Origin of the sequence: Mangrovimicrobium sediminis (assembly GCF_004745945.1) — a bacterium.
Taxonomy (GTDB): domain Bacteria; phylum Pseudomonadota; class Gammaproteobacteria; order Pseudomonadales; family Halieaceae; genus Mangrovimicrobium; species Mangrovimicrobium sediminis.
In genome coordinates, this window is the sequence record NZ_SRLE01000001.1 from 207,613 (window position 1) to 228,696 (window position 21,084).

General features: G+C 65.9%; 17 protein-coding genes. 12 read left to right on the forward strand and 5 right to left on the reverse strand.

The window, feature by feature from the left end; translation table 11 throughout:
- Positions 1-96 precede the first annotated feature (96 nt).
- The 5 genes from E4634_RS00915 (at position 97) to E4634_RS00935 (ending at position 5,997) form a co-directional block, all read left to right on the forward strand.
- Positions 97-1,440, forward strand: a complete 1,344-nt coding sequence (locus E4634_RS00915) for a metal-dependent hydrolase family protein (protein WP_135440718.1) — start codon at positions 97-99, stop codon at positions 1,438-1,440.
- Positions 1,441-1,506: 66 nt separating this feature from the next.
- A complete protein-coding gene (locus E4634_RS00920; protein ID WP_135440719.1) occupies positions 1,507-1,902 on the forward strand; it encodes a nuclear transport factor 2 family protein in 396 nt (131 codons plus the stop codon).
- A 14-nt stretch (positions 1,903-1,916) separates the two neighbouring features.
- Positions 1,917-2,387 carry a (2Fe-2S)-binding protein gene (locus tag E4634_RS00925; RefSeq protein WP_135440720.1) on the forward strand — a complete coding sequence of 157 codons (471 nt, stop codon included), beginning with the start codon at positions 1,917-1,919 and terminating at the stop codon, positions 2,385-2,387.
- Positions 2,384-4,657: a xanthine dehydrogenase family protein molybdopterin-binding subunit gene (locus tag E4634_RS00930; protein ID WP_135440721.1), complete on the forward strand. Its 2,274-nt coding sequence runs from the start codon at positions 2,384-2,386 to the stop codon at positions 4,655-4,657. The genes E4634_RS00925 and E4634_RS00930 overlap by 4 nt, the downstream gene beginning before the upstream one ends.
- A gap of 128 nt (positions 4,658-4,785) precedes the next feature.
- On the forward strand, positions 4,786-5,997 hold the full coding sequence (locus tag E4634_RS00935; protein ID WP_135440722.1) for a cytochrome P450: 1,212 nt from the start codon (positions 4,786-4,788) through the stop codon (positions 5,995-5,997).
- A gap of 115 nt (positions 5,998-6,112) precedes the next feature.
- Here E4634_RS00935 and E4634_RS00940 read toward each other — a convergent pair whose 3' ends face one another.
- Positions 6,113-7,435 (reverse strand): cytochrome P450, encoded by a 1,323-nt coding sequence (locus E4634_RS00940; RefSeq protein ID WP_206046748.1) that lies wholly within the window; start codon positions 7,433-7,435, stop codon positions 6,113-6,115.
- A gap of 2 nt (positions 7,436-7,437) precedes the next feature.
- Positions 7,438-8,388, reverse strand: coding sequence for an SDR family NAD(P)-dependent oxidoreductase (locus E4634_RS00945; protein ID WP_167854703.1), 951 nt, complete (start codon positions 8,386-8,388; stop codon positions 7,438-7,440).
- A 349-nt stretch (positions 8,389-8,737) separates the two neighbouring features.
- On the opposite strand from E4634_RS00945, the gene E4634_RS00950 reads away from it, so the two are divergent.
- From E4634_RS00950 to E4634_RS00965, 4 genes are all read left to right on the forward strand, one after another.
- Positions 8,738-9,547: a phytanoyl-CoA dioxygenase family protein gene (locus E4634_RS00950; protein WP_135440724.1), complete on the forward strand. Its 810-nt coding sequence runs from the start codon at positions 8,738-8,740 to the stop codon at positions 9,545-9,547.
- Positions 9,548-9,638: 91 nt separating this feature from the next.
- Entirely contained in the window at positions 9,639-10,481 is an 843-nt protein-coding gene (locus E4634_RS00955; protein WP_135440725.1) for an SDR family NAD(P)-dependent oxidoreductase, read from the forward strand.
- A 59-nt stretch (positions 10,482-10,540) separates the two neighbouring features.
- On the forward strand, positions 10,541-11,632 hold the full coding sequence (locus E4634_RS00960) for a phosphotransferase (protein WP_135440726.1): 1,092 nt from the start codon (positions 10,541-10,543) through the stop codon (positions 11,630-11,632).
- Between the two features lie 126 nt (positions 11,633-11,758).
- Positions 11,759-13,276, forward strand: a complete 1,518-nt coding sequence (locus E4634_RS00965) for an FMN-binding glutamate synthase family protein (RefSeq protein WP_240725041.1) — start codon at positions 11,759-11,761, stop codon at positions 13,274-13,276.
- A gap of 25 nt (positions 13,277-13,301) precedes the next feature.
- On the opposite strand, the gene E4634_RS00970 is transcribed toward E4634_RS00965, so the two are convergent.
- Positions 13,302-13,565: a DUF3144 domain-containing protein gene (locus tag E4634_RS00970; protein ID WP_135440727.1), complete on the reverse strand. Its 264-nt coding sequence runs from the start codon at positions 13,563-13,565 to the stop codon at positions 13,302-13,304.
- A 205-nt stretch (positions 13,566-13,770) separates the two neighbouring features.
- On the opposite strand from E4634_RS00970, the gene E4634_RS00975 reads away from it, so the two are divergent.
- Positions 13,771-14,694 carry a surface lipoprotein assembly modifier gene (locus E4634_RS00975; RefSeq protein WP_167854704.1) on the forward strand — a complete coding sequence of 308 codons (924 nt, stop codon included), beginning with the start codon at positions 13,771-13,773 and terminating at the stop codon, positions 14,692-14,694.
- Here the strand turns inward: E4634_RS00975 and E4634_RS00980 are convergent, their stop codons facing one another.
- The gene (locus tag E4634_RS00980; protein WP_240725038.1) at positions 14,695-16,425 is read right to left on the reverse strand and encodes a S8 family serine peptidase; all 1,731 of its coding nucleotides are present in this window, start codon (positions 16,423-16,425) and stop codon (positions 14,695-14,697) included.
- 211 nt (positions 16,426-16,636) lie between these two features.
- Here E4634_RS00980 and E4634_RS00985 point away from each other — a divergent pair, with 211 nt between their 5' ends.
- The gene (locus tag E4634_RS00985; RefSeq protein WP_135440729.1) at positions 16,637-17,137 is read left to right on the forward strand and encodes an RNA polymerase sigma factor; all 501 of its coding nucleotides are present in this window, start codon (positions 16,637-16,639) and stop codon (positions 17,135-17,137) included.
- 12 nt (positions 17,138-17,149) lie between these two features.
- Complete coding sequence (locus tag E4634_RS00990) at positions 17,150-17,833, forward strand: anti-sigma factor family protein (protein ID WP_135440730.1); 684 nt, start codon at positions 17,150-17,152, stop codon at positions 17,831-17,833.
- A 515-nt stretch (positions 17,834-18,348) separates the two neighbouring features.
- Here E4634_RS00990 and acnA read toward each other — a convergent pair.
- Positions 18,349-21,075, reverse strand: coding sequence for an aconitate hydratase AcnA (gene acnA / locus E4634_RS00995; RefSeq protein WP_135440731.1), 2,727 nt, complete (start codon positions 21,073-21,075; stop codon positions 18,349-18,351).
- Positions 21,076-21,084 lie beyond the last annotated feature (9 nt).

The window sequence follows — 21,084 nt, forward strand, 5'->3', positions numbered from 1 at the left end:
TTGTGCGCGACACATGCCGCCAGCGGAGGACGCAATCTATCGAAACGCCCGGGAACCGAGCTGTCATACTGCGCCCGACATTGGGAGGACCAGCGCATGCCCGCCGCCGACAACAGCCCGCTCACTTTCATCAATGCCCGTGTGTACGACGGCCACCGCCTGTTGCCCGGCCTGCACAGTGTCAGCCTGGCGCAGGGACTGATCGGCGAACTGGATGCCCCCATCGCCGAGGACGCCCGCTGCATCGACGCCGCCGGCCTGACCCTGCTGCCCGGGCTGGTCACCTGCCACCTGCACCCGGACTTCTACAAGTTCACCCTCGCCGAGGGCCTGGCCGGCGCTCAGCTCGGCAAGGAACTGCCCCCCGGCGTGCTCATGGCGGTCGGTGTGCGCACCTGCCGCGTGCTGCTGGAAAGCGGTTTCACCGGCTACGTCGGGGCCGCCTGCGCCCACGATATCGACGCCCAGCTGAAGATCGCCATCGCCGAGGGCATCATCGACGGCCCGCGTATCCGCGCCTGCGGCCACCACATCGGCACCACCTCCGACCTCAACGACTCGCGCAAATGGTGGCAGCGCTACACCGCACCGGGTATCGACCTGTTCGGCGACGGGCCGCAGGAACTGCGCAAGCTGGTGCGCGAGGAAATCCGCCGCGGCGTGGAGACAATCAAGATCTTCGCCAGCGCCGGCCACGGCTTCCCCGGGCCGACCCCGCGCAACATGGCGCGCGACGAGATCGCCGCCATCGTCGACGCCGCCCACGAGCGCGGCGCGAAGGTGCGCGCCCACGTCTCGGACAAGGCGATGATCATGGAGTGCATCGAGCTGGGCGTGGATATCATCGACCACGGCGACGAGGTCGATGACGAGGTGATCGCCGCCATGGTCGCCGCCGGCACCTACTGGGTGCCCAGCCTGATCTACCCCAAGCTGCTGCTGCAGATGGGCTGGGGTGAGCCCGACGGCTCCACCCAGGTCTGTTACGATAACGTGCGCCGCATGCTGCCCGCGGCCCAGCGCGCCGGGGTCAACATCCTGGTCGGCGACGACTACAGCGGCGTGTTCCGCGACGTCATGGAAGAGGACCCGCTGGACCACGAAGTGGGACGCTACGCCCGCGAGTTCGCCTACTACGCGGACATCGACGGTCTTACGCCGGAGGAAGTACTGGCCTGGGGCACCGGCAACCCCGGCGCCCTGCTCGCCGGCAAGGGGCCCAGAGTCGGTGTGGTCGAGGCCGGCGCGGTCGCCGACCTGATCCTGGTCGAGGGCAACCCGCTGGAGGACCTGACCCTGCTGGCGCAGCCGGACACGCACCTGAAGGCCGTGCTGCGCGATGGCCGCCTGGTCATCGACCGCCTCGGCGAGCGCGGCGTCGCCGGGACCGTCGCGGGGAACGTCACGAATGCCCCGCGGCAGGCCGGCGCCAACCCTTAACCCAGTCTGCCCAAGGTGACACGACACGCGTTGCCGAACGGCGACGCAACACAAGATGTAAACGCTATGAACCCCGAACAACGTATCGCTATCGTCAAGGACTTCCTCAACAAGCTCGGCGCACTGGAGATCGAGGCCGCCTGTGAGCATGTCGCGGAAGACGCCGTCATGCTGTTTCCGTACCTCTCGCAACCCGGTCCCTACGAGGGCCGCCAGCGCATCTTCGAGCAGTTCAACAGCACCCTGCCCGCTTTCTGGGAGCGCATGGAATTCAGCTACCGGCAGTGGTACAGCTGCGACGACGACACTACGGTGATCGGCGAATTCGACAGCCGTGCGATCCAGAAAGGCAACACCGGCACCTACGCCAACCAGTACATCGCGGTGTTCCAGTTCCGCGGGGACAAGCTCACGCTGATCAAGGAATACTTCAACCCCGCCCTGCTCACCGTGAAAATCTGATCACAGGAGTTTCTATGGCCGTCGTCAATTTCAGTGTCAACGGACAAGCCGTTCAGTTGGATGCGGACCCGTCGACACCGCTGCTCTGGGCGCTGCGCGACCACCTCGGCCTGACCGGCACCAAGTACGGCTGCGGTATCGCCCAGTGCGGCGCCTGCACCGTGCACCTGAACGGCGCGGCGACACGCTCGTGCATCATCCCGCTGTCCGCGGTCGCCGGCATGGAGGTGGTCACCATTGAAGGCCTCGCGGGTGAACAGGACCACGTGCTGCAGACCCTGTGGTACGAGATGAACGTGCCCCAGTGCGGCTACTGCCAGACCGGCATCATCATGGCCGCCGCGGACCTGCTGCGACGCAAGCCCGACCCCAGCGACGCCGACATCGACAACGCCATCACCAACCTGTGCCGCTGCGGCACCTACCCGCGGGTGCGCGCGGCGATCCACCGCGCCGCCGCGCAACTGGCCGGAGGTGCAGCATGAACGCCTCGCGGGATACTCCCGTAGACAGCAGCCGCCGCCGCTTCCTGATCAACGCCTCGGTGCTCGCCGGCGGTCTCGCGCTGGGCATCCGCGCTGAGCGCTCGGACGCGGCCCAGAGCACACCCTGGGCACCGGACACCGCCAGCGGCCGCGAGCTCTCCGCGTGGATCGAGATCACACCCGAGGACGCCGTGATCATCCGCGTGCCCACCCCCGAGATCGGTAACGGCGCGATGACCCAGGCGGCGATGAACGTCACCGAGGAACTTGCCTGCGACTGGTCGAAGGTGCGCGTGGAGTTCTGCTCCATGCACCGGGATTTCATGGAAGGCGGCGTCTACAACCGCGGCTTCCTGCCCTTCTTCGGCGGCCACGGCACCAACAAGGACCGCCTGGCCTACGCCCTGCAACTCGGCGCCAGCGCACGCGAACGGCTGAAGGCCGCTGCCGCGCAGCGCTGGGGTGTGCCGGTAGCGGACGTGACAGCGCAGGACAGCGTCATCACCCACAGCGCCAGCGGCCGCACGCTCAGCTACGGCGCGCTAGCCGCAGACGCCGCAAGCATCACACTGGATGCAGAGCCGGCACTGAAACCGCAGTCCGAGTGGACCTTCCTGACCAAGGCCTCGCCGGCCAAGCTGCATATCCCGCCCCTGGTGCGCGGCGAGGCGGTGTACGGCATCGACGTGCAGGTACCCGGCATGGTGCACGCGGCCCTGCGCCAGTGCCCGGTGCACGGCGGCAAACTGAAGAGCTACAAGCCAGAGGTGGTGCTGGACATGCCCGGCGTGCGCGCGGTAGTCGTGGTCGACCCGGCCAAGACCCGCGGCACGCCGGTGGAATCCCAGGCCACCTGGGGCTTCGCCACCAACCAGGTGCAGAGCGGCGTGGCGGTGATCGCCGACCACTACTGGCAGGCGAAGACAGCGCTGGAGGCGCTGCCGGTGGAATGGGACCTGGGTGCCGGTGTGAACTGGAAAGACACGGCAATGATCTACGCCGAGGGCGAGGCGCTGCTGGACGCGGACGAGGCGAAAGTGCTGCGCGAGTCCGGCGACGTGAATGCAGTGACCGGTGGCCGCGTGGTGGAGCACACCTATTCCACGCCCTACTGCGAAAACGCCATGATCGAGCCGCTCAGCGGGACCGCCATAGTCAGCGCCGGGGGCGCCGAGGTGTGGTGCCCCACCCAGGACATGCTGCAAGCCTACTGGGTGGCGGTCGACGAGACCGGGCTCAAGCCGGAAACCGTGCGCATGCACCAGACCTACGTCGGCGGCCGTTTCGGCCGCAGTACCCAGGGCGATGACGTGCGCATGGTGGTCGCCGTGGCCAAGGAGTACCCGGGTGTGCCGGTAAAAACCATCTGGTCGCGGGAGGACTGCTTCGAACAGGGCCGCTACCGCACGCCGATCTTCGCCCGCTACCGCGCGCAGCTCGGTGAGGACGGCTACCCCATGGCAGTGCGCTCGCGAGCCAGCTTTATCGGCACCCACCCCATCTACCAGCTGCCGCTGGGCTACGACGACCAGCCCTACTTCACCAGCGGCATCATTCCCAACGTGCACATCTCGCGTAACAACTACCCGGTGAGCGTGATGAACGGCGCCTACCGCGGCCCGTGCTACAACACCCACGCGTTTACCGTGGAGACGTTTATCGACGAGTGTGCGGTCGCTGCCGGCATCGACCCGTTGGCCTACCGCCTGCACCTGATGTCGCGCTGGGACGAGGCCTGGTCCGACTGCCTGCGCGTGGCCGCGGAAAAAATCGGCTGGGGCCGCAAGCTGCCGCGCGGCGAGGGCCTGGGCATCGCCATTTCCAGCTGGCCCTCCGCCGCCATGCGCGGTACCGGCACCGTGGTGTGCAGCGCGGCGCACGTGGCGATCAGCCGCGCAGGGGCGATCGAGGTCAAGCGCGTGGATGTGGCCTTCGACTGCGGCCGGGTAGCGAATGCGGACGCGGTGCGCTCGCAGATCGAGGGCGCCACCCTGTTCGGCATGAACATGACGCTCAACGAGCAGCTGACGATTCGCGACGGCGTCACCGAGCAGCGCAATTTCGACAGCTACCCGATGCTGCGCCTGCGCGACCCGCTGCCGGACATCCACGTGCACTTCGAGGCGCTGTCCGGTGCCGAGCGCATCGACATCATCGGCGAGGCGCCGGTGGGGCCCATCGGCCCGGCCATCGGCAACGCCATCTTCCAGGCCACCGGCAAGCGCCTGCGCAGCACGCCGTTCCGCAATCACGACCTGAGCTGGAGCTGAGGCCTCGCGGGCGGCCGTTCTCGATAAAAAACACGCGTTTTAGCGCGGTCCCGGGCGGGTTGGGTAGAGTTGCCCGACGCGCCGGCTGCTAGCATCGGGCCGGTTCGAGACTATTTCGGAGACGCCCCATGCAAGCGCTGGAGACCCTGGACCTCCCCTACCTGCCCATGGAACAGGAGGGGTTTTCCGCCGATCCCCTGCCCTGGTTCGAGGAGGCGCGCAGCAAACACCCCTGGGTGGCGCGCTGCGCTTTCGGCCTGGTGGTGCACGAGCACGGCGCCATCGAGGACCTGCTGCGCATGGACCAGCACCTGTGCCCGAGCTTCGACAACATCATCGAGACCATGGGCGCGCAGGACACGCCCTGGGGCCGCTTCACCGAAGTGCAACTGCTCGCCCACACCGGCGACTCGCACCGGCGCATGCGCGATATCCTGGCGCCGATGTTTACCCCCGCCGCGGCCAACCGCAACCGGCCGCTGATGCGCGCCACGATGCAGGACCTGCTCGATACCTGGGCACCGCGCGGCGCATTCGACTTCGAGGAATTCATCTCCTACTACCCGATCTCCGTGCTCAGCGCGATGATCGGCGCCCCGCGCGCGGACATCCCGCGGCTGCGCAGCTCGCTGGAGGCCATGGGCCTGGGCTTCGCCATGGACCCGACCCACCTGCCCGCCCTGCAGGAGGCGATCGGCATCCTCGACGACTTCGTCCAGGACATGGTGGCCCGGCGCCGCGCCGAGGGCGAGCGCGCAGAACCCCAGGACCTGCTCGACGACCTGCTGTTCGCCGGCAAAGCGGGCAAGCTCGAGGACCGGGAAATCTACGACCTGCTCATCTTCATGTTCGTCGCTGGCTACGACACCTCCAAGAACGTCATGACCCTGACCATGAGCATGCTGCTGGAGCGCCCGGAGAGCTACGCGCGCTGCGCGGAGGACCTCGGCTGGTGCAGCAAGATCGTCGAGGAGGCAATCCGCTTCCGCAACCCGACGATGATCTTCCGCAAGGTAGCGCAGGATATCGAGTACCGCGACACCGTGCTGCCCGCGGGCACCATGCTGTTCTTCCCCGCCAACGTCTCCGGCCACGACCCGCGCTACTTCGACCAGGCCGACGACTTTCTGCCCGAGCGCGAGCGCAAGGCCCGCCACATCGCCTTCGGCCGCGGCATGCACATCTGCCTCGGTCAGTTCATCGCCCGCGCGCAGATCGAGGAGGGCCTGCACCTGATCGCCCAGCGCCTGCGCAACCCGCGGTTGACCGGCGAGATCGGTTACCGGCCGTTCTATGGGGTCGGTGGGCTGAAAGGGCTGCCCATCGCCTTCGATACCTGAACCAAAAAAAACCGCGGGGAAATATTCCCCCGCGGTAATGGCTACCGCCTTGGTTCGGTAGTCGTTCAGGGCAGCACAGCGCTGCTCATGTCTTGAAGAATTTTCCCGCCGACACTCACCCGCGCCGGGTAAAGGTCAGGGGCAGCCGCTCCAGGGTCTGCGTGGCCAGGGTCGGCAGGTAGTCGAGCTCCTCCAGCGGCACCGCCAGGCGGATGTTGTCCATGCGGCGGATGATCTCCTGCGCCGCGACCTTGATCTCCATGCGCGCCAGTGAGGCGCCGATGCACAGGTGAATCCCCGCGCCGAAGGTCAGGTGCTTGCCGGCGTTGCTGCGGTCCAGGCGCAGGCAGCGTGGGTCCTCGAAGCGCTCGTTGTCGTCGTTGGCGGAGGCGAACATGATGCAGATCTGCGACATCGCCGGAATCCGCGTACCGCCCAGTTCCACGTCCTGCATGGCGGTGCGGTAGAGGCCGTGCACCGGCGGCTGCAGGCGCAATACCTCCTCCACGAAGCGGCTGATCAGGCGGTCGTCGTCGACGTTGGCGTAGAGGTGATCCAGCAGTTCCGGGTCGGTGGCGAGCACCAGCATGAGGTTGGTCAGCGCGGCGGCGGTGGTGTCGTTGCCGGCGATCAACAGGGCGCGCACGCAGGACACCTGCTCCTCGAAAGACAGCCGCGGGCGTTCCTCGTCGTCCAGCCGCGCGTGCACCAGGTCCGAGATCATGTCCTCGCGCGGGCTGGCTTCGCGCTCGCGAATCCGCGGGATGATGTAGTTCTGCAAATCGCACATCTCCCGCGCGTTCTCCAGCATCTCCTCGCGGGTCTGCATGCGGCCGATCTGGGCTAGCAGTGCGGTGGTCCAGCTGGCGATTTTTTCCGTGCCGACCTCGTCGAAATCAAAGCCCAGCTGCTCGCAGATAATGCGCGCGGTCATCGGTGCGCTGATGTCCTTCATGGCATCGCAACTGCCGCGTTCGGTGAGCGGTTCGATCAGGTCGATGACAATGCGGCGGATGTCCGGCTCCAGGGTTTTCACCCGGTGCGCGGTGAAGGCGTTTTCCAGCAGGCGGCGCAGGCGGGTGTGCTCGGGCGGGTCGCAGGCGATGATGTCGCGGATGAAGCCGCCACCGTCGCGATTCATGATTTCCGCCAGTTCCTCCACGTGGCCGTTGGCGTAGCGGTCCTGGTAGCCGTGCTCCTGCGAGTAGGTGATCGGGTCGCGCAGCACGGTCATGGCGTCGTCGTAGCGGGTGACCAGGTACAGGTCCAGGCCGGGGTCGTAGTACACCGGGTCTTTCTCGCGCAGGGCGCGGTAGAACGGGAACGGGTTCTTGCGGATCAGCGGGTCGAGTCGCGACTCGCCGCCCTTCAGTTGCATAGTGCCGCCGCCCAGCGGGCAACCGCCGGTGGCCGCGTCGGCCTGTGTCGTCGTGTTCATGCTCATGCTTCCTCGCCCGACGGCGACGCCGGCACATAGGGTTTGATCGCCCACTGCCGGGGGTCGGCAGCGGCATAGGGAATAGCGGTCTCCGGCGTGCCGGCAAAGATTTCCGACCAGCGTTCGGCGACGGTCTCGATCTTTAACTCGCGGTCACTGAAACCCGGTGTGGCACCGAGGTAGAACGAGCGCACCTCGCCGCCCACCGACTCGATACAGGCGCCATTGACCGGGCACTGCTCGTGGGCGAGGTAGGCGACCACCGGGGAGGCGAGTTCCGGAGGCAGGTTCTCGCGCGCGTGCTGCAGCATCGGCGAGCTGTCTTCCTGCTGCGCCGCGACCATGCGGGTGAAGGCGCCGGGGTTCACCGCGTTTACCAGGATTCCCAGTGCCTCGCCCTCGGCGGCGAGCGCGCGCGACAGCGACAACAGCCCACCCTTGCTGGTGCCGTAGGCCGCCAGCCAGGCATAACCGGTCAGCGAGCCCGAACAGATGTTGACGATGCGCCCGTAGCCACGCTCGCGCATGTGCGGCCAGGCGGCGCGGCAGGTCCACACCGGACCCATCAGGTTGATGTCGATATGCCGCTGGAAGTCGCGCGCCGACATCTGCTCGAAGGGCGCGGCGATGGAGATGGCGGCATTGTTGACCAGGATGTCGATACTGCCGAAGGCATCCAGCGCGCTCTGGATGATCGCCGCGCCGCCCGCCTCGCTGGCCACGGAATGGGTGTCGGCGATAGCCTCGCCACCCAACTCGCGGATTTCCCGGGCCACTGCCTCGGCGCTCGCGCTGCCCGCATAGCCGGGCGTCTCCGGGTCACGCCCGATATCGTTGACCACCACCTTCGCACCGCGTTCGGCGAGCAACAGCGCATGGGCACGGCCCAGGCTCGGATTGCCACCGGCGCCGGTAACGACGGCGACGCGCCCGTCGAAGCGCAGCGGCGTCACCGCCGCGCTCCACGCACGGGCCGTGCATACGCGGCGGAAGCTTGCTGTGTTGGCATGGCGATCTCCAGGCACCGGGAAAACCCGGCTGTACCAGTTCGGACACAGGCTACTGGGGCGCACAATCCGATTCTCGACAGAAGCTGCCTGTGCGTCGATATTTCTTTGAGCTGGTTGTTGGCGCTGACTCTTCGCAATCGCGCGTCGAATCCCCGCACACGGGCCTGCCGCAGATGCGACGCTTGCAGATAAATTGTCGCGAGATGTTGAGCGCCCCGCGCCCGCCGACTGCTAGATTGCACACTGGCCACCGCGTACCCGCCGGGGCCGGTGTCCGCAACAGGAGAGCGAAATGTCAGATCAGGCGCGCGTACTGGAATCACCCTGCAGGGACGTTACTGCGCAGGAGATTGCCCACTACCACGAGCACGGCTGGGTCAAGCTGAGCAAGTTCATCAAGCCGGATGTCATCGCCCTGCTGCTGCAGATCGCCAAACGCCGCATGGGCGAGGACGGCGACAGCAACGACTCCTACGGCCTCGACCAGCCCTACTTCAACGCCGAGGCCGCCGAAGGCCTGGGCAACCAGGAGGTGCGCGCGCTGATCGAGGGTATCGGCCGCAACGCCACCGCACTGCTGGCCCGCAAGGGAATCCGCGCCCGCTACTTCTCCGATTTCTTCGCGCCGAAGCTGCCCTGCTCCAAACAGACGCGCAACGCCGGCAACGGCGCCACCGCGTTTCACCAGGACTACATCACCTTCGCCGTGGACCGCACCGGCGGTATGACTTTCTGGATTCCCCTGGAGCCCTATGGCGCACAGGCCGGGACCATGTCGTTCATCACCGGCTCGCATAAGATGGGCGTCATGGGCAGCTACCACACCTACGGCGACGGCGACGCCCGCGACGCCTTCCCCGAATTGCTGGACCTGCCGATGACCGACCCCATCGAGTACGAACTCGGCGACATCACCGTGCACACCCACCTGACCATCCATGGCGCGGGCCAGAACCAGACCGACAAGCCGCGCTGGGCCTACCTGGTACTGGCACAGCCGGAGGATGCCTGCTGGAACGGCGCACCGCCTGAGGCCTTCGACACCACCGGCATGACGCCGAACCAGCGCCTCGACGACGAGCGCTTCCCGATCATCGGCTGATGGAGAGATTCCGGCTGCAACAGCGGTAGTTGCCCGCGCGGCACGGCAAGGGGACAATGCGCCCTCCGCTTACCAGCACAAGGAGTAAACCATGAGCGAAGAACTTTCCGGCAAGGTCGCCATCGTCACCGGCGGCGCCAGCGGCATCGGCCTGGCGGCGGTGCGGCTGTTTGCCACTGCCGGGGCCAGTAAGGTCATCATGGCCGACGTCAACGGCGCCACCGGTGAAGCGCTGGCCGCCGAGATCGGCGACAACGTGGTGTTCCAGGAAACCGACGTATCGAGCGAAACCGCAGTGCAGGCGCTGGTGGACCGCGCGGTGAACGACTTCGGCGGCCTGCACGTCATGTTCAACAACGCCGGCATCAGCAACCGCCTGTTCGACAGCTTCCTCGACGACGACCTGCAGGACTTTCGCCGCACCATGGACGTAAACGTGCTCGGCGTGATGCTCGGTACCCAGCGCGCCGCGCGCCACATGGCAGCCCACGGCGGCGGCTCGATCATCAACACCGCCTCCATCGGCGGCGCCCACGCCGGCTTCGGCGTCATGAGCTACCGCGCCTCCAAGGCCGCGGTGCTGCACTTCAGCAAGTGCGCCGCCATCGACCTGGCGCAGCACAACATCCGCGTCAACGTCATCAACCCAGGGCATATCCGCACCAAGATGGCCAGCTGGTCGGATACCGGCATGAGCGAAGCGGGCTTCAACCAGCTGCAGAGCGAACTGGACGAGATCAACCTCTCGGACCAGCCGATCAAGCGACTCGGCACCCCCGAGGATGTAGCCGAAGCCGCGCTGTACCTGGCCAGCGATCGTTCACGGCAGGTCACCGGCATAGTCATCACCGTCGACGGCGGGGTGACCGCAGGCGATTGCGTCAACCACGTCAAGCAGATTCACGACGCCCAGGCGCGCGCGATGAAGCTCTAGAAGACTTGCCCGGGCGTTCGCCGAACCTGAAACCAGTTCAATAAAAATGGAGTTCGCCCATGGCCTATGCCGACTATTTTCCGCTGCCGGTCAGCGAAGACGAAATCACCGCACAATGGCTCACCGCGGCCCTGCGCCAGCGCGCACCCGATGTCACGGTTACCGGCTTCGACTTCGTCGACGCGGTGCGCGGAACCAGCACCAAGCTGCGCCTGCGCCTGCAACTGGATGAGGCGGGCCGGCAGGCAGGCATTCCCGAACTGGTAATCCTCAAGGGCGGCTTCGAAACCCATAGCCGCGATTTCGGCTACATGCACGAGCGCGAGGTGCGCGGCTACCGCGACGTGCTGACCCGTCTCTCGCTGCCCGCCCCCGCGTGCTACTTCGCCGACTACGACGCCGAACGCCGGCAGGGCATCATCATCATGGAAGACCTGGTCGCCAGCGGCGCCGAGTTCTGCCACGCCTCGAAACCGCAGGGGTTCGAGCAGGTGGCGCGGCGCCTGGAGGTGCTCGCGCGCTTTCACGCCGGCACCTGGGAGAGTCCGGAACTCGCTCCGGGCGGTGAATGGGGCGACCTGGTGGACTTCCTCGACACCGTGGACAGTTTCTTCGCCAACAAGACCAGCCCGCAGAACTGGCAGCGCTTCATCGACTCGCCGCGCGGCGCCGCCACCGCGCGCTGTTTCCAGTCCCGCGACTGGATGCTCGATGCCTGGGCGCGGCTCAAGCGCTTCGCCAAGCAGATGCCCTACTGTGTGCTGCACGGCGATATCCACCTGGGCAACCTGTACATCGCGGCGGACGGCACGCCGGGCTTCTTCGACACGCTGGCCAGCCGCGGTCCGGGCATGCTGGAGGTCTCCTACCATATCTCCGCCTCCATAGACGTCGCCGACCGCCCGCGCTGGGAGCGTGCGCTGGTGCAGCACTACCTGGAGACCCTCGCCCGCTGCGGAGTGGCCATTCCCGACTTCGATACCGCCATGCACCAGTACGCCATCGCGCTGGTCTACGGGCACTTCATCTGGATGACCACCGAGTCCGAGTACCAGACCGAGGCGGTGAACACGGCGAATATCATGCGCGTGTGCGCGGCGATGCTGGAACACGACACCCCCTCCCTGCTGCGCGCCCTGCCGCCAGCCTGATCACCGCAAGGCCCGGCGCCATCGCGCGCATACAGCCTGGCGTGAATACGTCGCGCCCACTGGGAGAGCCGGGCAACAGGCGCTAGACTGGGCGCCACCAAACTACGAGGAGACCTGCCTGTGGACCTGCAGTTGGACACACTGGGCCATTTCACGATCACGTTCATCGAACTCTCGGCACTGCTGCTGGCCTGCGTCATCGGCGGCCTGGTGCTGTGGGTGGTGTACATGTACATCGTCGACATCACGCAGAAATCCCACGCCATCCGCCGCAACTACCCGGTGCTCGGCCGCTTCCGCTACCTCTTCGAACACCTCGGCAGTTTCTTCCGCCAGTACTTCTTCGCCCTGGATCGCGAGGAGCTGCCGTTCAACCGCGCGCAGCGCTCCTGGGTCTACCGGGCCGCGAAGAACATCGATTCCACCGTTGCCTTCGGTTCAACCCAGCCCCTCAGCGAACCGGGCCAGGTCATCTTCCTCAACGCATTGCTGCCGCCACTGGAGCAGGAAATCGAGGAGCGCGACCATATCGTGTTCGGCGAGGGTTTCGCCAGGACCCCCTACCGCACCTGCTCTTTCTTCAATATTTCCGCGATGAGTTTCGGCGCCCTCTCGGCACCGGCGGTGCAGGCGCTCTCGCGCGGGGCCAGGCAGGCGGGCGTGTGGCTGAATACCGGCGAGGGCGGTCTGGCACCCTACCACCTGCAGGGCGGCTGCGACGTGGTGTTCCAGATCGGAACTGCGAAATACGGTGTGCGCGACGAGCACGGCGCAATGAGCGACGCCAAGCTGGGCGAGATCGCCGCCATCGAGCAGGTGCGCATGTTCGAGATCAAGCTTTCACAGGGTGCCAAGCCCGGCAAGGGGGGTATCCTGCCGGGCCTGAAGGTGACCGATATCATCGCCAGCACGCGCGGCATTCCCGCGGGGCAGGATTCGATAAGCCCGAACCGCCACCCGGAAATCGACAGCGTGGACGACCTGCTGGACATGATTCATCGCGTACGCGAGGTCACCGGCAAACCCACCGGCATCAAGGCGGTCATCGGCCAGAGCGACTGGCTGGATGACATGTGCCAGCGCATTCACCAGCGCGGCCTGGACTACGCACCGGACTTCATCACCGTGGACAGCGGCGACGGCGGCTCCGGTGCGGCGCCGCAGAGCCTGATCGACAACATGGGCCTGCCGATCCGGCGCAGCCTGCCGATGGTCGCCGACAAGCTGAACTACTACGGCCTGCGCGATCGGGTGCGCATCATCGCCTCGGGCAAATTGATCAACCCCACAGACGTGGCGACGGCGCTGTGCCTGGGTGCGGACACCGTCAACTCGGCGCGCGGCTTCATGTTCTCGCTCGGTTGTATCCAGGCCATGCAGTGCAACCGCAACACCTGCCCCACCGGCGTGACCACCCACAACGAGGAACTGCAAAAAGGACTGGACCCGACGGACAAGGCGCAAAGGGTGGCGAGTTACGCGCGCAACCTGATGCACGAGGTGGAGGTGATCGCCCATTCCTGCGGCGTCATGCACCCCCACCTGCTCAACCGCTCACATGCCTATATCGTCAGCGACTCCGGCTACCCCGAGCCGATGACCGCGCGCTTCCCGGTGATCGAGACAGCGCCGGAATTCCAGTAAGGGGCTGGAAAAGCCCCTGGACAGGCTACTTGGCCGCGTCCAGTTCCGCCTTGCGCGCGGCCTGGACCTGTTCCATCTGGTGGCGATACGCCTCGACCACTTTTTCCACGCCGGAGGGCGTCAGGCCGCCGGCATTGCCCACCGCGACGTAGGTGGCGTACACGGCGGAAGCGGACATCAGTGCCGCGGAAACGACGGGCGTGGACACTCCCTCGTTCTTCATCGTGTTGGCCAGTTCGATGAAACGGTTGAGGCACTCGTGGTGATACTCGGTATCGGATTTCGACATGAATTCATCCCCGGTGACGGGTCGCGATAAGTGAGCGCGCGATTCTAGCACTTTCGCGCACGAGTTAAAGGCCGGCGCAGGTTGCACCGTGAAAGTACGTCGACAAACGCGGTGATATCCGGCGAATCGGCCTTTAATCCCGGGAAAGTCTGCTATGATTGTCGCCACTCAACGCGACCGCGCCTGGACTCCCGGAACCTCGGATATGCAACGGCCTGTACAACTGGTTGGCTTCGCCTGTGCCCTCGCGGCGGGCCTTGCCGCGGGCGCGGCGCGGGCGGCGGGCGACTCCTCCACCAGCTTCTCGGCGGAAATCGGCCTGGGCGCGGAGTACGACAGCAACGTCTCGGTGGACGAACTCGACGCCAGCAGCAACCAGGGTGACTATGCCGGTACGCTCGACGCCGAACTGAAACTCAAGCACGAGTTCAACCCGAAGCTGGATACCAGCCTGACCTACAACTTCAGCGAGACCGCCTACGAGGAGTTCGACTTCCTCGATCGCCAGACCCATCTGCTGGGCCTGGACTTCGCCGGCGATCTCGGCCCGGTGACCAGCGGCCTGACCCTGCACTACATCAACGCGCGCCTGGACGGGGAGGACTTCCTCGAGTACTACCGCGCCTCACCCTACGCCTCCGGCTTTCTCGCCAAGAAATGGTTCCTGCGTGGTGCCTACGTCTACTCGGACAAGTCGGTGGAACAGAACCCGGGGCGCGATTCACTGGGCCACGCGGGCGAACTGGACGTTTACTTTTTTCGCCGCGGCCTGCGCAGCTACTTCAACGTCGGCTACAAATACAAGCACGAGGATGCCGAAGCGGACCGCTACGACTACACCAGCAGCGATGTCAAAGTGCGCTACGTTCATCGCTGGGATGTGCTGCAGAAACCGCTGAAGTTCGAGCTCGGCTGGCGATACGAATACCGCGACTACAGCTCGGTGACGCCGAGCATCGGCGAGGAACGCCTGGACAAACGCCAGCGCTGGAAGACCTCGCTGGACTACCCGGTGTTCACTAAGGGGAATATCGAACTGTACGGCGGCTACGCCGACTACGACTCAAATTACCCGAGCGCCGACTACGAGCAATACGTGGTCGGCACGCGGGTGTCCTACAGCTGGTAATCAGGAGCCGCTGAAGCGCAGCAGGCCGTAGCCGTAGATCTCGTCCCGTCCCGGCGGGCCGAGGTCCTCGGCGGAGCGGTAGAGCTCGGACATCACGTCGCTACCCGGGTGCTGCCGGCGCAGGGCGGCGGCGGCGGTGGCGGCGAAAGGCACCGCAAACGAGGTTCCCGAGGATGCAACGTAGCCGCCGCCCGCACGGGCGTGCAGCAGGCCGACGCCGGGTGCGGCAATATCCAGGTAGGTGCCGCGATTGGCCAGGCGGAAGACCCGGCGGGTCTGGTCCACCGCCGTAACGGCAACCACGGAATCGTAGGCGGCGGGATACATCGGCGCAGCGACCGGACCACCGTTACCCGCGGCGGCGAGAATCAGCATGTTGTTCTGCTTGGCCCGGTTGAGCGCAGTTTCCAGCAGCCGGTTCGGCGGCCCCGCCAGGCTGATGTTGATCACGTCCACGTGGCTGGCGATCAGCCAGTCCAGCGCGCGCAACAGGCTCACCGTGGAGGCGATTTCACCGCGCTCCGGATCCTGTTCGAACACCGCTGCGGCGTAGATCTGCGCCTGGGGTTCAAGGCCCTGGTACTCGGGGTCGTTGGCAGCAATGATCGAGGCGATCGCGGTGCCGTGGAACGAAGGCTGCGGCGCGCCCTCGGCGACGAAGGTGCGGCTGTTGATATGCGCCGCGGACAGCGCCGGGTGGCTGGTGTCGACCAGGCTGTCGATCATGCCGATGCGCGGGGCCTCGGCCTCGACCACCGGCAGGCTGGCCACCGGCAGGTTAGCAGCAGTGCGCGGCGAGACACCCTCGCCCACCGTGGCCAGTTCAGTACCCGCGGTGTAGATGTGGTTGAGGTCGACTTCGGCGCGGTCCTTGCCGACTACGTCGAGCACGCCGCGGCGCACTTCGGTAATATCGAAGCTGGAGGGACCGGCGACTTCCGCCAGGCGCATACCCAGTGCCGGCAGTTCCGTCACGGTATCGAACAGGTAGCCTTCCTCGGCCAGTTCCTCGAACACCTGGGGCTCGGCCATTACCAGCCAGTGGTCGCTGTGGATGCGTTCCTCGTCGATTTCCAGGCCGGCCTCGAGATCGTCGAGAATGTCATCGATCTCGTTGTCGAGTTGCTCCTCGACGATTTCCGCGGCGCGGGCCTCGGCATTGGCGGCCACCGTCTCCTGCACACGCTCCTCGACGTTTTCCGCAACCTGCGTCTCGACGTCGGCCTCGACCTGCTCCTGCACGCCGGTTTCGACTTCCAGGGCGACCTCTTCCTCGACCACGCTCTCGACGGTCTCGGCGACTTTCTCCTCGACCTCGTCGGTGACGGTGCTTTCGACCGCCTCCTCGACGCTGGCTTCAACGCTGTCCTCGAGTTCCTCGGTCACCGTCTCGGCAATCTGTTCCTCGACGGTTTCCTCAATAGTCTCCTCGACGTTTTCCTCGACATTCTCCTCGACGACCTGCTCGGTCTCTTCCTGGAGTTCCTCTTCAACGTTGTCGGTGATCTGCTCCTCGACCTCTTCCTCGACCTGTTCCTCGACAAAGCTGTCACCGGGGCCCAACAGCAGGCGGTCGAGCTGATTGTCGATGGACTCCTCGACGGCGTCGGCCACCTCGTCCACAACCTCTTCTTCTACCTGGTCGTCGATCTCTTCCTCGACCTGGTCGTCTATGAGGCCGGAACCGGTGAGGTCGCCGGGCACCTGCGCACGCACCGGTGTCGCGGGCACGGCCAGAACCAGGGCTGCAACGCACACCGCCACAGCCAGGCCAGAGGGGATTAAATCAATGCTTTTCAATGACTTGCGTAAAAACATGGTAGTATTTACCGTCATGTTGGGACCGTCATACTCTATGATGATGACGAGCCGGACACACAATAATTCCGCGTGATGGAATAAAATCGCGTGGCGAATCGTCACTAATACTAACAGGAAACGTATGGCAGCGCTCAGCGATTCACAGCGTCAGGACCTGATGGCCGAACTAAGCGGTTTGCGCCGGTTCTGCCACTCGCTGACCGGCAATGCCGCTGACGCCGACGACCTGCTGCAGGCCACCGTCGAGCGCATCCTGCAAAAAGGGATGCCCGCGGACGCGCACACCGCGAAGTGGACTTACCGCGTGTGCAAAAACGTCTGGATCGACGAGTTGCGGGCCCGCGAGGTGCGCCAGCGCTACCCGGCAACGGAGACCGAAGAGGAAACCGCGCTCTCGGCGGACACAGTCGCCGAAAGCGAATTGGAGGTGGCAGCGGTCTCGACCGCCATGGCGGCGCTCCCCGAGGAGCAGCGGCTGGCGCTGACCCTGGTGACCATCGACGGCAAGACCTACGCGGAGGCCGCCGAGATCCTGGATGTGCCGGTGGGAACCATCATGAGCCGCATCGCCAGGGCGAGAAAACAGTTATTGCAGCTATTGCATCCGGCACAGCCGGAGTGACGAGAACCGACGATGAACGACAAGGACTTTGAACTGCTCTCGCAGTACCTGGACGGCGAACTGGACGAACTCTCCACCCGCCGCGTTGCGCAGCGACTGGGCAGCGAGCGGGAACTGCGCGAGACCTTTGCCCACATGACCGCTGTCGATCAGAGCATCAGGCAGGTGTACAGCGCATCCGAACAGGTGCCGGCACATATCGCAGCCATGCTCGAAAGCGCAACCGCGGCGCCGCCGCGCCGGACCACGCAGTGGGCCTTTGCCGCCGCGGCCTCGGTGGCTGCCGCGGCAGGTCTCATGCTCACCCTGCAGTGGCAGCAACCGGAAAGCGCCGGCCCCACCGTGGCCGAAGTCCTCGAGATCACCCCTTCCATGGCCAGCGGCTGGCAGCCCCTGGCCGACGGGCGCCAGATTCGCCCGGTCCTGAGCTTCCGCGATGTGGACGGCGCCTGGTGCCGTGAATACCTGGTCGAAGACCATGGCAAAGGCACTCGCGGTGTCGCCTGTCGCGACCAGGGCAAGTGGGAGACCCGCATCGCCGTGGCCGCCGTGATTCCCGGCGCCAACGACGCCTTCCGCCCCGCCGGTGCCGGCGACTCAGACGCGGTCGCCGATTACACGGCCAGCCGTGCCGACGGCATTGCCCTGTCGGCCAGCGAGGAAGCGAAAATCATCGCCAGCGATTGGCAAAAATGACCTCCAGGTCTTCGTGGTTGTAATCCTCCGGCCGCTCTCGTAGCGGCCTTTTTTTGCCTGTCCCCTGCACGTGTAAGGTGAGGGGGCAGAGTCGCGACTCTGAGCCCGGACTTTCGGCAATCAGCGAAAAAGGGGGAGGTAGAAAAGAAGCAGGGTCTGCCGCCCCATGTAGACGACAGACCCTGGAGTTCAGTGCGGAGGGCTAGCGGTCCCCGCTCTGTGAGACTGTTACGGCGGCGCACGGCGTAGGCCGGACACCTGCCAAAAGGGTCGAGGGCTGCGGGATCGGCCACGCATTCTATGTGGCCTTAAGGCTCTGCGATGCGTACCCAAAGGCCGATCACCCGTTACCTCGTGTGGTGTTTCACTCCACTCTGTCTGGTTAACGGGTGACATCGGGGGTTTATTCCCCCCTCCATGAAAAAAATGCATTTTTTGTTTCGGTCGCGTTCGCGGCGGCCGGGGCAGCGCCGCGAGCACGCCCAGGGATGGCCCGAAGGCAGCCCGGGCGGACTCTAGGCAGACCCCGCCAGCCGGCGCAGGACGTAATGCAGGATGCCGCCGTGGCGGTAGTAGGTGAACTCGTTGGGCGTGTCGATGCGGATCACCGCCTCGAATATCACCGGTTCGCCGCCGTTCTCGCGGGCGATCACCTCCACCCGCTCCTGTCCCGGCTCGATGGTGGGGATATCGAAATGCTCCTCGCCATCAAGGCCCAGCGAGGCCGCGCTCTGCCCGGGCAGGAACTGCAGCGGCAAAATGCCCATGCCGACGAGGTTGGAGCGGTGGATGCGCTCGTAGCTCTCGGCGATCACCGCGCGCACGCCGAGCAGGGACGGCCCCTTGGCGGCCCAGTCGCGGGAGGAGCCGGTGCCGTACTCCTTGCCGGCCAGCACCACCAGCGGTTCGCCCGCCTCGCGGTACAACTCCGCGGCGTCGAAGATGGACATGCGCTTGTCGTCGACAAAACAAGTGGTCCAGCTGCCCTCGCTGCCCGGCGCCAGCTCGTTGCGCAGGCGGACGTTGGCAAACGTGCCGCGCATCATCACCTCGTGGTTGCCGCGCCGGGAACCGTAGGAGTTGAAGTCCTTCTGCGCCACGCCGTGTTCCACCAGGTAGGTCCCCGCGGGACTGTCCGGCGCGATGGCGCCGGCCGGCGAGATGTGGTCGGTGGTGACACTGTCGCTGACCTTGACCAGGCAGCGGGCGCCGATGATCTCACCCAACGGCGCCGGCGAGGCGGGCATGTCATCGAAAAAGGTCGGCTTGCGCACGTAGGTGGAGTCCGGCCAGTCGAAACGCTCGCTATCCGCCACCGGCAGTTCGTTCCACACCTCGTTGCCGGTATACACGTCCGCGTAGCGGGCCTTGAACATCGAGGGATCGACATTGGCGGCAACCAGGGCATCGATCTCCTCGCCGGTGGGCCAGACATCGGCGAGGTACACGGTCTTGCCGTTGGCAGTCTGGCCGAGGCCATCGCTGGCCAGGTCGATACCCATGTTGCCGGCCAGGGCGTAGGCCACCACCAGCGGCGGCGAGGCCAGGTAGTTGGCGCGCACGTCCTGGTGGATGCGCCCCTCGAAGTTGCGGTTGCCGGAGAGTACGGAAGTGACCAGCAGGTCACCGGCGCGTATGGCGTCGGTGATCTCGTCGGGCAGCGGGCCGGAGTTGCCGATGCAGGTAGTGCAGCCGTAACCCACCACGTAAAAACCCAGGGCTTCCAGGTCTGCGAGCAGTCCGGTGCGCTCCAGGTATTCGGTGACCACCTTGGAGCCGGGCGCGAGACTGGTTTTCACCCAGGGCTTGACCTGCAGGCCGAGGGCGCGGGCCTTGCGCGCCACCAGCCCCGCGGCGATCAGCACCGCCGGGTTCGAAGTATTGGTGCAACTGGTGATCGCGGCGATCACCACCGCGCCATGATTGAGCTGAAAACGCTGCCCCTCGCGCTCGACGGTGACCCCGTGAACGGCCTCCGGCTGCGCTTCCGGGCTGCCGCCCTCCTCCGCCCAGTCGGCCTGTTCCGCCGGCGCCACGCGCAGTTCGTGGAACTCGCGCAGCACATCGCCAAAGGCCGCGGCGGCGCCGGATAACGCGATGCGATCCTGCGGCCGCTTCGGTCCGGCCAGGGAAGGCACCACCTCGCCCAGGTCCAGGCCCAGTTCGGAGGAGTAGCGCGCGTCCGGCGCGCTGTCGTCGTGCCACAGCCCCATCGCCCGCATGTACGCCTCAATCAGGGCAAGCTGGTTTTCGTCACGACCGGTCAGGCGCAGGTAGTCGATGGTTTTCTGGTCCACAGGGAAGATGCCACAGGTGGCGCCGTACTCCGGCGCCATGTTGGCGATGGTGGCGCGGTCGGCCAGGCTCAGGCTGGCCAGGCCCGGTCCGAAGAACTCGACGAACTTGCCCACCACCCCGTGCTTGCGCAGCATTTCAGTCACCGTCAGCACCAGGTCGGTGGCGGTGGCGCCCTCGGCGAGGCTGCCACTCAGGCGGAAACCCACCACCTGCGGGATCAGCATGGTCACCGGCTGGCCGAGCATCGCCGCCTCCGCCTCGATACCGCCCACACCCCAACCGAGCACGCCCAGGCCGTTGATCATGGTGGTGTGGGAATCGGTGCCGACCAGGGTGTCCGGGTAGGCCAGGCGCTGGCCGTCGACCTCGGCGCTGAACACGCCGCGGGCCAGGTATTCGAGGTTGACCTGGTGCACGATGCCGGTGCCCGGGGGCACCACGCTGAAGTTGTCGAAGGCCTTTTGGCCCCAGCGCAGGAAGCGATAGCGCTCCAGGTTGCGCTCGATTTCCACTTCGGTGTTTTTCTCCAGGGCGTCCTCACTGCCGAAGTAGTCGACCATCACCGAGTGGTCGATTACCAACTCAACCGGCGACAGCGGATTGATCTTCGCCGGGTCGCCGCCGAGGTCGACCATGGCATCGCGCATCGCCGCGAGATCGACGATGGCGGGCACGCCGGTGAAATCCTGCAGCAGGACGCGTGCCGGCACGAAGGCGATCTCCTGGCTGGGCTCCGCCTGCGGGTCCCAGTCGAGTAACGCCTCCACGTCGTCGTCGGTGACGAAATCCTCGCCGGCGTGACGCAGCAGGTTCTCCAGCAGGATCTTCAGCGAATACGGCAGGCTGGCCGCATCCCCGGGGGCGTCCAGCCCCTCCAGCGGGAATATCCGGTACTCCTCACCGGCGACGCTTAGTGACTGCGGTTTGGCGTAACGACTGCTCATGCGAGACCT

Excerpts from the sequence above, each read along its gene's own strand:
- E4634_RS00915 (WP_135440718.1), top strand. The coding sequence starts at position 97 with ATGCCCGCCGCCGACAACAGCCCGCTCACTTTCATCAATGCCCGTGTG.
- acnA (WP_135440731.1), bottom strand. The coding sequence starts at position 21,075 with ATGAGCAGTCGTTACGCCAAACCGCAGTCACTAAGCGTCGCCGGTGAG.
- E4634_RS00940 (WP_206046748.1), bottom strand. The coding sequence starts at position 7,435 with ATGAACACGACGACACAGGCCGACGCGGCCACCGGCGGTTGCCCGCTG.
- E4634_RS00975 (WP_167854704.1), top strand. The coding sequence starts at position 13,771 with ATGCAACGGCCTGTACAACTGGTTGGCTTCGCCTGTGCCCTCGCGGCG.
- E4634_RS00990 (WP_135440730.1), top strand. The coding sequence starts at position 17,150 with ATGAACGACAAGGACTTTGAACTGCTCTCGCAGTACCTGGACGGCGAA.
- E4634_RS00970 (WP_135440727.1), bottom strand. The coding sequence starts at position 13,565 with ATGTCGAAATCCGATACCGAGTATCACCACGAGTGCCTCAACCGTTTC.
- E4634_RS00950 (WP_135440724.1), top strand. The coding sequence starts at position 8,738 with ATGTCAGATCAGGCGCGCGTACTGGAATCACCCTGCAGGGACGTTACT.
- E4634_RS00925 (WP_135440720.1), top strand. The coding sequence starts at position 1,917 with ATGGCCGTCGTCAATTTCAGTGTCAACGGACAAGCCGTTCAGTTGGAT.
- E4634_RS00935 (WP_135440722.1), top strand. The coding sequence starts at position 4,786 with ATGCAAGCGCTGGAGACCCTGGACCTCCCCTACCTGCCCATGGAACAG.
- E4634_RS00920 (WP_135440719.1), top strand. The coding sequence starts at position 1,507 with ATGAACCCCGAACAACGTATCGCTATCGTCAAGGACTTCCTCAACAAG.
- E4634_RS00985 (WP_135440729.1), top strand. The coding sequence starts at position 16,637 with ATGGCAGCGCTCAGCGATTCACAGCGTCAGGACCTGATGGCCGAACTA.
- E4634_RS00930 (WP_135440721.1), top strand. The coding sequence starts at position 2,384 with ATGAACGCCTCGCGGGATACTCCCGTAGACAGCAGCCGCCGCCGCTTC.
- E4634_RS00955 (WP_135440725.1), top strand. The coding sequence starts at position 9,639 with ATGAGCGAAGAACTTTCCGGCAAGGTCGCCATCGTCACCGGCGGCGCC.
- E4634_RS00960 (WP_135440726.1), top strand. The coding sequence starts at position 10,541 with ATGGCCTATGCCGACTATTTTCCGCTGCCGGTCAGCGAAGACGAAATC.